General features: G+C 49.7%; 9 protein-coding genes and 1 pseudogene. 4 read left to right on the top strand and 6 right to left on the bottom strand.

Going from position 1 to position 13,092, the window contains the following annotated elements:
- Positions 1-6 precede the first annotated feature (6 nt).
- Positions 7-1,020 (top strand): PP2C family protein-serine/threonine phosphatase, encoded by a 1,014-nt coding sequence (locus Mcas_RS00050; RefSeq protein ID WP_040333212.1) that lies wholly within the window; start codon positions 7-9, stop codon positions 1,018-1,020.
- Between the two features lie 166 nt (positions 1,021-1,186).
- A complete protein-coding gene (locus Mcas_RS00045) occupies positions 1,187-1,390 on the top strand; it encodes a DUF2283 domain-containing protein (RefSeq protein ID WP_040333210.1) in 204 nt (67 codons plus the stop codon).
- A 59-nt stretch (positions 1,391-1,449) separates the two neighbouring features.
- Here Mcas_RS00045 and Mcas_RS00040 read toward each other — a convergent pair whose 3' ends face one another.
- On the bottom strand, positions 1,450-4,938 hold the full coding sequence (locus tag Mcas_RS00040; protein ID WP_081853477.1) for a HEAT repeat domain-containing protein: 3,489 nt from the start codon (positions 4,936-4,938) through the stop codon (positions 1,450-1,452).
- A 572-nt stretch (positions 4,939-5,510) separates the two neighbouring features.
- Here Mcas_RS00040 and Mcas_RS00035 point away from each other — a divergent pair.
- Together Mcas_RS00035 and Mcas_RS00030 are read left to right on the top strand one after the other, a co-directional pair.
- Complete coding sequence (locus tag Mcas_RS00035; RefSeq protein WP_200873592.1) at positions 5,511-5,798, top strand: type II toxin-antitoxin system HicB family antitoxin; 288 nt, start codon at positions 5,511-5,513, stop codon at positions 5,796-5,798.
- Between the two features lie 3 nt (positions 5,799-5,801).
- Positions 5,802-6,053 carry a type II toxin-antitoxin system HicA family toxin gene (locus Mcas_RS00030; RefSeq protein WP_052566615.1) on the top strand — a complete coding sequence of 84 codons (252 nt, stop codon included), beginning with the start codon at positions 5,802-5,804 and terminating at the stop codon, positions 6,051-6,053.
- A 132-nt stretch (positions 6,054-6,185) separates the two neighbouring features.
- On the opposite strand, the gene Mcas_RS00025 is transcribed toward Mcas_RS00030, so the two are convergent.
- From Mcas_RS00025 to Mcas_RS18420, 5 genes and pseudogenes are all read right to left on the bottom strand, one after another.
- Entirely contained in the window at positions 6,186-9,062 is a 2,877-nt protein-coding gene (locus Mcas_RS00025; RefSeq protein ID WP_040333208.1) for an Hsp70 family protein, read from the bottom strand.
- Positions 9,063-9,072: 10 nt separating this feature from the next.
- Entirely contained in the window at positions 9,073-11,007 is a 1,935-nt protein-coding gene (locus Mcas_RS00020; protein ID WP_040333207.1) for an Hsp70 family protein, read from the bottom strand.
- A 121-nt stretch (positions 11,008-11,128) separates the two neighbouring features.
- Positions 11,129-11,866: a DUF2760 domain-containing protein gene (locus Mcas_RS15875; RefSeq protein WP_052566614.1), complete on the bottom strand. Its 738-nt coding sequence runs from the start codon at positions 11,864-11,866 to the stop codon at positions 11,129-11,131.
- A gap of 296 nt (positions 11,867-12,162) precedes the next feature.
- Positions 12,163-12,372: an antitoxin family protein gene (locus tag Mcas_RS00010; protein ID WP_040333206.1), complete on the bottom strand. Its 210-nt coding sequence runs from the start codon at positions 12,370-12,372 to the stop codon at positions 12,163-12,165.
- 128 nt (positions 12,373-12,500) lie between these two features.
- Positions 12,501-13,092 (bottom strand): annotated as a pseudogene (locus Mcas_RS18420) (IS5/IS1182 family transposase); the annotation flags it as partial.

The raw sequence follows: 13,092 nt of genomic DNA, 5'->3' as shown, positions 1-13,092 counted from the left end.
TGAGCTATGCCACAACGAAGCTGGACATTGGACTTTGGCAACGAGCAGGACAAGGGCAACCGGAAAGGGCAGGAGGATTATTTTGCGTCGTTCAGTCCGGTGCGTGAGGTTGTCAACTCCGACAGTGGATTCTTGGCGGTAGTGGCCGATGGCATGGGTGGGCACACCAGTGGGGCGAAGGCCAGCGTACTGGCGGTCAACACCTTTGTGGGGGTGTACAAGCGAAAAGCCGCCGGACGGTCTATCTCTGAGGCCCTCGGGGATGCGCTCAGAAGCGCCAACCAAAAGCTCGTCGATACCAACATCAAGGCGGGGCAGGACAGTGACATGGGCACGACGCTTGTGGCGGTAGTGATGCGGGCGAACATGTTATTTTGGGTATCGGTGGGTGACAGCCGGATATTTCTCTACCGCGGGGGGCGGCTGATGGACGTCAACGAAATCCACTCCTACGGTGCGGAGCTGGACGTCAAGCACAAGCTGGACCAGATATCAACGGAGGACCTCGAGGCTAACAAGAAAAACAGAAACATGCTGACCAGTTACCTCGGCCTGGAGGAAATACCGCGTGTTGACATCTCTGACAGACCGATAGAGCTTCGCCACGGCGAAAGGGTTCTGATGTGTACGGATGGTCTGACTGACGCCCTGGACAGGAACGAAATCGCAACGTTGCTGCGGCTGCATCCGGATAAGTCTGCGCAGGAGCAGTGTGAGGTGATAGTGCAGCACGCCCTGAAAAAGAACCTGTCAAAGCAAGACAACATAACGCTAATCCTGCTGGAGTTAAAGAGTGACGACGACGACATTTTGATCAGCCCCGACAGAGACAAGACTCTCGATGACGTGACCATCCCCCTCAACACGCTGGAATACTACGAAAGCTCCCAGGAAATCGACCAGACGGTTCAGTTGACGCCCGACGTTACTGCCCCCGATGGTTCAAGGTTGAAGCTGGGCATCGCCATTGCCCTCGTTGTACTGATCATCGCAGCCCTGTGCATATACTTCCTGCTATAAATAACGGATCATAAATGTTTAGAACATTAGGTTTAAGAATAATGGGGTCAAGGGGACTGGTCCCCTTGCGGGGGAGGTCTGAGGAGGGGGCGGAGCCGCCCTCCTTCTTTTCTTCTGTTGTTATAGCTACTTATACTCTTCTGCTCAGAATACATGAGGTAATGACATGAAAGTAAACTACGACAAAGAAGTAGACGCTGCTTTTATCCGGCTTTCAGCGAAAAAACCTGACGGAGCCATAGAGATAGCCGAGGGTGTTATATTGCATACGACAGCCAAAAATGAGATTGTAGGAATAGAGATGCTTGATGCAAGCAAAAAATTCCCGATAAAGAGTCTGTACAGGCTTGAACTGCAGCCTGCTGAGTGATGATCGACAGGTACCTCTAAGCCTCGGAAATTAAAGGCAAGAGTCTTGGCTGGTGGCCTTCATGTTTCGATGAGCGTGCCGTCTTTGCCAATGGTCATCCCGATCCGGCGGCTTACATCATAGAGGGCGTTGTGGATGGTGTCGAGGATAATGTTGTTCGTTATATTCTTTGAGCGTAGCTTTAACAACCAGTCGCAGTGTTCCTTGGTGTTACCGAGCGTGCCAATCGTTCGTACAAGGCGCCTATGAATACCATATTCATCTATTATTGCCATCAAATCCGCCACAATGCTTGAATCACCAATATTGCCCAATGCATCTGCTATACTGGATTTTACAAGGTTGAGTGTATTGCCATTGCGTAAAATATCTATCAAAACCTCCACAATGCTTGAATCACCAATATTGCCCAACGCATATGCTATACCTGATTTTACAAGGTAGTGTGTATTGCCATTGCGTAAAATATCTATCAAAACCTCCACAATGCTTGAATCACCAATATTGCCTAACGCATCTGCTATACTTGATTTTACAAAGTCGTCTGTCCTGTCATTGCGTAAAATAGCCATCAAATCAGCCACAATGCTTGAATCACCAATCTTACCCAACGCATATGCTATACCTGATTTTACAAGGTTGGGTGTCTTGCCATTGCGTAAAATATCTATCAAGTCCGCCACAATGCTTGAATCACCAATATTGCCCAATGCATCTGCTATACTGGATTTTACATCGTCGTCTGTCTTGTCATTGCGTAAAATATCTATCAAGTCCGCCACAATGCTTGAATCACCAATATTGCCCAACGCATATGCTATACCTGATTTTACAGCGTTGGGTGTCTTGTCATTGCGCAAAATTGCCATCAAGTCCGCCACAATGCTTGAATCACCAATATTGCCCAATGCATCTGCTATACCTGATTTTACAGCGTTGGGTGTCTTGTCATTGCGCAAAATAGCCATCAAGTCCGCCACAATGCTTGAATCACCAATATTGCCCAACGCATATGCTATACGGGATTGTACATCACTGTATAGCTTATCATCGCGTAACAGACCTAACAAAAACCCAAATTCGCCGTTCTCAGCCAGGACATCAATAGCCCTGTCCGTATTTAACCGATACGTACCGTCGGTTACAATACCCTTCAGCTTTTTCAACACAACCTCTCTGAGCTTGACACCGCCTTTTAGTGTCGGCTTCTCCGCAAGACATCTTCCGGCAAGGATGAGGTTGTGATCGAAGATGTCATCCGGTTTGTCGAATAACCCTTTTATTAAATCCGTGCTGTCTCCTATTCCGGCAAGAAGCAGGATAACCTCCTCCCACCAGGGTTTGAAGCTGTTTGCTATGGCTATATCATAACCATTCCTGTTATCTTTCAACTGATGAGCAGCAAAATATTCCTGTATCGTCAAGTGAATAAAACCGTACCAACCATCGGCCTGTTCTTTTAGCAAACCATGATTAGCGGCTATCTCATTCAATATATCTTTTGCCTCTTTTGGCTTCAAGTACAAATCTGGTAAACACTCCTGTATAGCACTGATAAGGTCATCTTCCTTGAAATATTTCTCGCCTTTGTCAAAAAACCTGTAGGCTATATCCTGTAACAGCCGTTTTTTATCGTCCTGATCGAATATGCTCCTGCGCTCTATCCTCCTGCTTTCATCCCACTCACTGAGAAGGACATCCACACATCGTTGATAAAGTGTACCCCTCCTCTTTGGAAATATCCCAAACCTGTCGTACAGTATGCAGACAAAAGACAACAGCAGGGGATTGCCGGCAAGGGACTTGACCCTCGTTTTCCTGCTTAACTGACTGTTTAACGACTTGGCCTTCTCAGGCGTACCCCGAAACCACTTACCTACAAAGTTCGCTATATCCTCATGCGTAAAGTCAATGACCTCAAAGATGCTGAAGGCTTCCTTTATGCCCCCCTTCCAGCCAGCCTTCCTGCAGGTAACGGCAATGGGACAGTTAATGTAGTTCGTGGCAACATCGTTGATGACTTCTACAACCTTGAGGTAGTTAGAGCTGGCCTCTTCACGATTGCCACCGCTGACCTCATCGAGGCCGTCAAAAAAGATAGCGACATTGCCGCTCTTAAACTCCTCCTCCAGATACGTCCTGGCGTGGCTAAAGCCATAACGCCTCGAAAGGTCGTCATCTATGTAATCGAGTAGGTCAGGCTTATACTTGTTGATGTAATCCCTGAGGGTAATAAATATCGGTATACCCTTGATAGTCTCCACGCCATCGGCTGCCATCTTGAGGGTAATGTGCTTGAGCAGGGTCGTCTTGCCCGCTCCAGGGTCGCCTAAGATTACGATCCGCTTCTTATAGCCAGTTAGCGCCTCCTCAATCGACATTGGCTTTGACTCACGCTCCGCCTTCAACCGTGGGATGCCCATCTCCCCTGGTGAAGAGCACTCCAGATGCAACTTGCCATACGTATCGTCACAATCCTCTTCAAGCATTTTCACCTTTGTACGCAGGTTTATCTTGATGTATATATCCAGGAGGTTTAATGGCCGGCTCATATCCAGGATTCTCAGGTTGGTCAATTCCGCATCGAGCTTGACCTTGTATTGCTTTAGCTCGTATTCCTTTGAATCTTTGGAGACTGCCTTGGGAGTCGGTTTGGCTGCCGTGGCATCGTTGCAATAATCCAGGATGTCTCTTAAGATACCCGCTCTCTCGGTATGTTTGTCACCTTGAATTTCATAAAAAACGGGGGTTATGTTGTATTTGCTTTGCAACCTGCCAGCTTCAATCTCGGCATAGCCACTTGCAGGCCAAGAAATGATAGCATAATGTTTACCCTGGCACCCCATGAACACATGATCTATGAACCTCATTATATTCAGGAAGTCCGGATCATTAACACCTGAACCTATAAATACGACAGTATGAGTCATTATAATGCTGCGCAATGAGCTTATAAAACCCTCTTGATAAGCACCCTTGTAATCTTCCTCAGTCAATACAATATCTTGAGGGTTATCATATCTTCCGTGTATGTGGAATATCTTCCGTTGAGGTTCAACTGTCGATGTACAATAATCAGCCAGTTGTTGTTTGTTATTGTACGTAAAAGAAGATGGCGCTTTATTTTCGACAGACCAATAAGCACTATCCAGGCAAGAATCATAGTTGCTTGTCATATAGTTATAAAATGGCAACTTTATTATAAGTTTATGTTCTTCGGTATGGTTGTCGTTTTCTTTTGGCTGGAACTCACGACCGATAAAGGCTCGAAAATCCTTTTCCCCCATGAGACTTTTACATTCCCCTGCAACGTAAAGAAGGTCATCATTCTTTTCCCTGAGCATATCGACCTTAGTAGCCATGCTTGGCTTAGTTCGCCCGATCTCATCCAGTATCCTTGCAATCAGCCCCGCCCACGACGGATACCCAAGCGGTATCGAACACCCCGCACCAATAAAGGCAATCGCCCTAACCGCCCTGACGACATCCTTCAACGCCTGGAGATTCAGATCATTTGTAGGCCTGTACGTACTCCAATCTTTACACATCACGGCCTAATTATAACAAACACATAACTCAAATTGCTACAAATTAGGGGTGCATAAAAAAATGGTGGCGGTTTTTTTAGCCCTCACAAATGTTTTAGGAGACCCCTCCCTTGTATTCCCTCCCACAAGGGGAGGGAAATTAAGACTACGACAGAGGCACCAGCACAAATCCCCCTCCCTTTATGGGAGGGGTTAGGGGAGGGTGCTTTCCGTTATCTACCTAATAGTATTATATCTGTCCGGACAATGGAGCAAGATAGTCAGCCATTTTGAAGAAGGCAACCTGACGCCACCAAAAATTTATGCACCCCAAATTAGCACTAAATAACGGAGCATAAATATTTAGAACATTAGGGTTAAGAATAATGGGGTCAAGGGGACTTCTTTCCGGCCGGGGCAGGTGCGACCTGCTGCGACAAGATTGCGCCTCGCCCCTCCCCTTGCAGGGGGTTCTGAAGGGGGGCGGAGGGTGTGAGGCACCCCTGCCACAAACCGCCCCTTTCTTTCTTTTCTTTTGGTGTTATAGCGTAGAACAAAATTATCGCGCAGTGGTGAGTAAGAGGCTTGACACGGTGGCAGTTATTAGATACAATAAAACTATGTCTAATCACAACATAAGATTACATAAAAACAAGCCTTATAATTTTACCGTGGTAGTCGAGCCGGACGAAGACGAATGGTTTGTCTATTGTCCTCTGTTAAGAAGCGAAGGGGCCATTACTTGCGGACGTACTCCGAAGGAAGCCATAAAAAATATCCAGGAGGTACTGGAAATGATTGTAGAAGAGTTCATCAAGGACGGCAGAGAAATACCTGAAAAAGAAACTGATGTGGAGATAAAAACAGTCGTCTCAGTTTGATTGATGTCTCTTGACTACAAACGCCTTAGGAGTCTTACAGCTCAAACTATCATTCATGCTCTTTTAAAAGACGGCTTCTATTTGCGACATCAAAGCGGTAGCCACCAACGCTATTACAATGCAGACGGTCGAAAAGTAACAGTTCCCTATCATACTCCAAGCCAGACTTTTAAGCTCAAAACTCTGAAAGCTATTATTGAAGAGCAAGCTTGCTGGACAGATGAAGATTTAAAAAGGCTGAAAATCATCAGATAATACTTCTCAACGCATGTTGATTAAATACAAGAGACATGGCATTTTTACGGGGTCAAGAGGACTTATTCGTGCCCGGGGTGGGTCTGAGGAGGGGGCGGAGGGGGTGAGCAAACCGCCCCTTTCTTTCTTTTCTTAGGGAGTGAACACGTACAACCCAACTGGTAACGATTCGCCAAAGACGGCCTTTTCCTCTTCCCAGTCGATGGGGACGACCTCGTTGATCGGCTGAATGTAGCGCTGCGCCCAGTCGTAGACACCGAGGCGTTGTACCACCTCCTGACGCAAGGAATCATCAACGTCTCTGACCCTGTCGCCTGTCTTTCTGATCAACTGAGTCAGGAGATTGGCAATTTCGTGTGGCTTTGGCCAGTCCAGTATCATAAGCTGCTGCACCCACCCCTGTACTACCTCCTTTGGCACCACCATATTGATTGGACCATGAAAGGGCTGCCGTGCCCCAACCCTCGACAACGACCAGCAGTAGCGTGCATTGCCCTTGTCCTTGCGGATAAGCTCAAGGAGCTGATTGCCCAACTCCACCTTGACCTGCACGGAGAGGTGCTCCAGACTTGCGGTAAGCATCCACAGCTCAACCACCTCTGCCCCCTGCAAACGTGTGGCCTCCTTCTTCTTGCGTGATTGCAGAATCGAAGGCGCTATCTTCTTAAACAACATGTCCTGATGCAACCCCGAAAGCCCACCCGCAACTCGCCTCCACAGTATCCACCACTCCAGGCGACACTGCCCGTCACGGATAAACCTGATGCCATCGGCGTATATCTTCCAAAGCTCCCTGATGCGATGCTCGTCCACCGGATGACCAAAGCCGGGACGTAGCAGAAACCCCGCCAAATTCAACCACCGTGCCTCATACCGTGGAGTTGCCAACCTACGATGCCGCAACTCTATCAGGACGTCCCACAGCGTCCGTATGGTCAGCAACGGCCACAGGGTCTTATCCAGGGTAAGGGTCTGTTCCAACTTCTTGGTGATGTTGTCCGGGGTGATGTCTGCATATTCGGAATCAAAGGCCTTTCGTATGAGGTCTGCGGCCTCCTGCACGTTTGTCTCATCGATGGTGCGGTCAATGACGGTGGCGTCCTTTGGGGCATCCGTGGGGGCATCCTCTGTGGCCCCGCGCAGTTGAAAGGCCAGCTTCCACCTGTGGGTTGTGTTCCTCGACTCGCAGTATACATCCAGGGTGCCGTACTCGTTCAGACGCACAAACAGAGACACGGGTATCTTTGCAACTCCGGTCTTTTTGCCGAAATACAAGACCGTCTTTATCGCAGGCAGTTCCACAAAGGCATCCCGCTCATCAACCACTATGTCCCCGGCCCTGTCGCCAACCCTGTAGCTGGAACAGTACAGCGAAAAACTCACGGGATTATTGGCCAACACCTGAAACTCAGGCTGTGCGATGTGGAGTTCCTGTCCCTCCTCTAATCCGCGTGGGGCAACACAGACGGCGGTGATGGGGTCTTTAAACGGAATCGTCTGCTCCGGGGTCTCTTGCGCAGACTCCACGGCGATGTAGTAGGCCTTCCCACTTCCCCCGCTGATCCGCACACCAACGCCCCGGAGCACCTGCCCATAGTAGGCCGCCCCCAGGGCAACGGCATGATCGAGTCTGTCATTGTCCAACACCTGTAACGACCACTCCGGCGCCCCAAACCAGTGATGCAACGCATCCGTTATGGCAGCACGTATCAGGGCAGACTTAAAAACCCCCCCGTTAAACAGTAAGCCGTCAGGACGCACGACCCGCAATCCGTTCTGTGGATCGATCACCTGCGGCAGATGTTGATTTACGGCGTGTCTTCTGAGAAACATCGAAAGGTGCGTTGTTATTGTCGGGTCTGATACGTAGGGCAGACCAAGCTCCTGAAATCCTGAAGTCTTGCCCTTTTCCGGCTCCTGCCCTATGGGTGTCTTTTTAAAAAAGCCGTCTAATATTATTTTGGATACTTCGTCTTTTGTAAGCGCCCCTTTTATTGCCCCGGCGATGACGCTTCGACCACTGCCCAGGATCGACAACTCCACGGAATCTTTGTTGCCATCGCCCAGCAACTCCTCCTTGGCACTGCGGCACTGATGCCACAGGCTCACCCACTGCGTGAAGTCGAGCTTGCCCCTGTTGGCCATCAGCTTGGCCTCCATCTCTTTGGCAATTGCCAGGTCCATGTTGTCGCCACCCAGCAACAGATGGTCCCCCACGGCAACCCGTTGAAAGGCCAGTTGCTCATCCTCCCCTGTTACGGCGATGAGATTGAAGTCGGTTGTTCCCCCGCCAATGTCAACGACAAGCACGAGCCTATCCCTGCCCAGGAGTGTTGTCCGGTCGCCATGTGCGGCTATCCACCAATAGAATGCAGCCTGCGGTTCCTCGAGCATCGTAAAGGACTTAAACCCCGCCATCACGGCGGCCTCCGAGGTCAACTCCCTGGCCAGTTCGTCAAAGGAGGCCGGAATGGTCAGGACGATCTGCTGGTTTTCCAGGCGGTTGCTGTTGCTGCCAGGTGCAAATTCATGATTCCAGGCGTCCTTTATGTGAGCGAGGTACATGGCAGAGGCCTCAACGGGGGAGACCTTACCCGATGCCGCATCCCTGCCCCAGGGCAGGATCGGCGCCCTGCGCTGGACGCGATTGTGGCACAACCAGGACTTGGCCGATGAGACGAGGTTTGCCGGTATCCTGGCGCCCTTTTCCCTGGCAAGGTGCCCCACCACGCAGGCGGAATCGGTACCGTTGTCTGCCGTTGCCTCTGTCTTTGCCAGTGGAGAGGTCGCCCAAGGCAACCTGTAGTCGTCCGCCTGAAGCTCAAACTGCGTGGGCAGATACAGGTAAGACGGCAACGTGTGCAGCGCCTTTACCCGTGACGTATCAACCAACTGGGGGATGTAAAAGGTCTGTATCCCCGGGGGCGAATCCCCAGATGTGTCTATAAACGATACCGCCGAGTTTGTCGTGCCAAGGTCTATGCCTATAATAAATCTCGATGACTTCACTGTAATCTTATCAAGCGGACTGATCGCTTATTCTTACGTTAAACTCGAGTTTCCAGTTGTTTGTCCCTGTGGAGTGTTTGCACCACAACTGAAGCGAGCCGGTCTCCGTCAGGTAACTGTGCAGCTTAACGGGTATAACGGCGCCTTCGGTGCCCTCAGCTTGGAGGGTTGTTTCAAACGGCGCCAGTTCCGTCAACTGTTCCGTCTCCCACTCGTCTAGTATCTGTCCGACAACGTCGGTCTTTCTTGTGGTGGAACTCAGGAACCTGAACGTGGATTGCTCCCCGACGACCAACCCAAACTCCTGTCCTTCGATGACGATATCCGTGCCTTCCTCCATCCCAAAGGGGACAACACACACGGCCTTAATGGGCGGTGTCATTCCCGGGACGGCGGGCATGGCCGTCTCTATACCCACGTAGTATGACCTTCCGGCCCCTGCGCGCACCCTTATCCCCTTGCCCCTGCGTGTAAAGCCGTAGTAGGCCGCCCCTAGTGCCACCGATATGTCTGGGTCATTGCCCTGGAGCACTTCCACGGCGCCGGCTCCCTCGGCCTTTAACCACTGGTTTAGCACTTCTACGATGCGCAGGCACAGACTCCGCGCCTTTGTCACGCCACCGTTGAAGAGTATCTTTGTCGGGTGTATAAAGTTCCTTTCGTACACGGGTTTGGAATGGGGTTTTTTGGTAGCCGCCGTTTTTGCAGCGGTGGATTCTTTTTTGTGAACAGCCGGGTCATCAACCTTTTGAACGTGCTGTCTTAGGAACCTCGACATGTGCTTTGTAACGGCGGTATCGGCTGCGTAGTGAAGGCCGAGTTCCTTAAATCCCGTGGCACTGCGCTCTACCGGAGAGTCGGAGAGATTGCACACGGGGAAGAAGCCGTCCACAAGTGTTTGCTGTACCTCTTCCTGCTTCAGGGTTGTCTGTATGGTTCCGCCAACGACTGAACGTCCGCGGCCAAGTACCACGATGGGATGAGTTGCCACGTCCGGATCGCTCAACATCTTTTCCTTGGCCTCCCTTACGCCCTGCACCAGACCAAGCATCTGATACTGGTCGAGGTTGACCCCCTGTTGGGCAAAGACCTTTTTGACGGCATAGGCCATTGCCAGGTCCATGTTATCGCCACCCAAGAGTATGTGGTCTCCCACGGCTATGCGCTTTAACACAAGGTCGCCATCCTCCTGCGCCACCTCAATGAGGCTGAAATCGGTAGTTCCGCCGCCTATGTCGCAGACGAGGATTATGTCACCGACCTTTGTGTGCTTTCTCCAGTCGTCCTTGCTCCTGTTGAGCCAGGCATAGAATGCGGTCAGGGGTTCCTCCAGCAGTGTGATGTTGGGTAGTCCTGCGGAGTTGGCTGCCTTAACGGTCAACTCACGTGCCACGGCATCAAATGAGGCCGGCACGGTTATATAAACGTCCTGGTTCTCCAGGGCATACTGTGGATTGTCTGTGGCCATTGCGAAGTTCCATGCCTGCCGGATGTGATTCAGAAAGTAGGTTGAGACCTCCAGCGGGGAGTGCTTTTTGACGGAATCGGGGGCGTTGTATGGCAGGATTGGCGATGTCCTGTCCACGGCCTGATTGCACAGCCAGGACTTCGCACTTGAGATCAACAGTGTGGGCGACAGTGCCCCGCGCTTGACGGCATACTTGCCCACCACGTAAGGGGTGTTATCAGACCAGGGTAGTTTGTAGTGCTTTTGAGGGTCTTCAACATCAGGGGGGATAAACATGAATGACGGCAAATACTTCAGCCCTTCAACGCAGCCCATATCCGTTATCTGGGGGATTGTGAACAGGACGCTTGCCCCGTCTTTTATGTCATTGCCTGCTACCTGCTCTGTTGCACCTGTGTTGTCGTGTGTATCAATGTATGCAACGACACAGTTTGTCGTACCAAGGTCAATACCTACAATATAACGCGCTTGTTCCATAATATTACCTCCCGGTAGCAAATTACCCCGAGCCATAGCTCCCCTGGTGTGTCTATGTTGCCCAGTTCAGTAATTAACTCAGTAATTAACTGCGATTAACTTAATAAAGGTTCAAGTTTGCTCAAAGTATTTCGATTTCGGCGGGTTCTATAACGCCGGGGTTTTGGTTTTCAGACTGCTCCGGCAATCTGGCATCGGCCAGTGTCCATCCGCAGTGTCTCAATATTCCTTTAAACGGGGGTTGCCCGCTAACATTTCCGGTGATGCGTATAGCGGAGGGGTCAAAGCCGCTTTCCACAGTGACCTCAGTCCCCTCGGATTCCTTCCGGATCGGTTCAATGCTCAGGTACTCTGCCATTGCCTCTTTGCACTCCTTGTGTATGCTCCTGACGGCATGTCCGACCTGGTTGTCATCAAAGGCGCTTATGTCTTCCTGCAGGAAGTCTATCAGTCGTCCCTTTTTCTGGAATACGGACAACACCTGTGCCACCTTTTCTGCGGCCAGTTTTGCCACCCCCTTTGCCACCCTCTCTGTGACCATTGCCTCAATAACGGCGGGGTCAGGCGGTTGTTCTACCGCCTTTGTTTCGGCAACAACGGCAGACTTAACCCTCCTGGCGGCATCCTCCAAGCGTTTCTTTGCCAGCATCTGCTCGTTAAGTTCTTTGATTATCCCCTTCATGATGAGTTTAATCAGTGCATAGAGTACAAGAGACAGCACCACTGCCAAGCCAACAAGCACTCCCGCCCTGCTCGATGCTCCCAGAACGTTCAACTGAGGAATCACCAGCGATAAAGCACCCATAGCACCCGTTATAAATCCAAATAACACATAAAGCACCTTCTTTAAATCTACCATAACTTTTTACCTCAGCACTTAACTTTATAGTCTCAAACTTATAGTTACTATTTCTGTTGATATTTGTCAATAGTTTGAGTTAATCTTTGCTATACAATGTAACAAAACATGTGCCTGCATGTCAAGTGCTCCAGCCCCCTGGGTGCATAAGAAAGTGGTGGGTGTCTTTGGGAAAGAAAGGGGCGGTTTGTGGCAGGGGTGCCCCACCCCCTCCGCCCCCCTTTAGAACCCCCTGCAAGGGGGCCAGCCCTCTTGACCCCTTTATATGCATTTTTATTACCACACTGAGTCTGCGGTCAAACCTCCTCTCCGTCCTGCAAGGTGTATATATCCTCGACCTCTTCCTTGAGGAAATCCAAACTCCCGCTCTCTTGGGCCATACTTAAGAAATGAAACTCCTCCAGGGGATACAAAACGATCTTGTACCGCCCATGCTCCACGGCAGCAACCTCGGTCAAGGGCTTAAAAGCCCCTTTTTCAAATACAGCGTTTATGATCTCAGGCATATAATGTATCTCCTTCTCTCTGTTGTCATTTTCATCATAGGAATGGCTACTTGGCTATCATGTAAAGATGCCGATGTAAGCACTACTGTTAAATAGGAAGCCCGCTGTCAGATGCACCTATGTGTAACTTATAACCTCGCCATGTCTCCGTAACCCTGAGAATTTACCTTGCAACCTATATCACACACACAGGGTAACTCTTTCAACGACACCTCGTAATTTTCATTGACCTGTCTATCAATGCGCTTCTCCTCTGTTTTCTTTTCTCTCTCTTCACCCTTTTTAGGTCTGCCAAGTTTTTTAGGTTCTTTCTTCTCTATTAGCTCTCTTTCCTTTTTTTGTGGTTTTTCGTTGCCCTCTATTGCTGTAGAATCCGTTGATACATGTCCAATCAGCTCTTCACTTAAGTGATCCTTCACTAACGCTTCATGTACTTTGTCTCCCAAACCATGTGTAGCACATTCGGCAAAAGCACGTGAAAATGTTGACTCTGACGGTATATCGTTAATTTTAGCAAATCCGCTTATTGTCCTCAGGTTTGGCATTGTCTTTAGAGATTCTATCAGCAGACTCGTTGTAGGATAATTATAGACGGCTTTAGCCACAAATGCCCTGCCAATAGCATATCTTTCTTTAAGTTTACGCCCTTTACATTGATTATCTACCCACCACATATACTTTTCTATTTGAACTATCTCCAGGATTGTAATTAAATGCTTT

This window comes from Candidatus Magnetobacterium casense, assembly GCF_000714715.1.
Classification (GTDB): Bacteria; Nitrospirota; Thermodesulfovibrionia; order Thermodesulfovibrionales; family Magnetobacteriaceae; genus Magnetobacterium; species Magnetobacterium casense.
The sequence above is the reverse complement of the archived record's forward strand: the minus strand, read 5'-3'. Positions and strand labels throughout refer to the sequence as shown.

Bases quoted from the DNA above. Each gene is read 5' to 3' on its own strand.
- Mcas_RS00050 (WP_040333212.1), top strand. From the start codon at position 7: ATGCCACAACGAAGCTGGACATTGGACTTTGGCAACGAGCAGGACAAG.
- Mcas_RS00045 (WP_040333210.1), top strand. From the start codon at position 1,187: ATGAAAGTAAACTACGACAAAGAAGTAGACGCTGCTTTTATCCGGCTT.
- Mcas_RS00040 (WP_081853477.1), bottom strand. From the start codon at position 4,938: ATGTGTAAAGATTGGAGTACGTACAGGCCTACAAATGATCTGAATCTC.
- Mcas_RS00030 (WP_052566615.1), top strand. From the start codon at position 5,802: ATGTCTCTTGACTACAAACGCCTTAGGAGTCTTACAGCTCAAACTATC.
- Mcas_RS00020 (WP_040333207.1), bottom strand. From the start codon at position 11,007: ATGGAACAAGCGCGTTATATTGTAGGTATTGACCTTGGTACGACAAAC.
- Mcas_RS15875 (WP_052566614.1), bottom strand. From the start codon at position 11,866: ATGGTAGATTTAAAGAAGGTGCTTTATGTGTTATTTGGATTTATAACG.
- Mcas_RS00010 (WP_040333206.1), bottom strand. From the start codon at position 12,372: ATGCCTGAGATCATAAACGCTGTATTTGAAAAAGGGGCTTTTAAGCCC.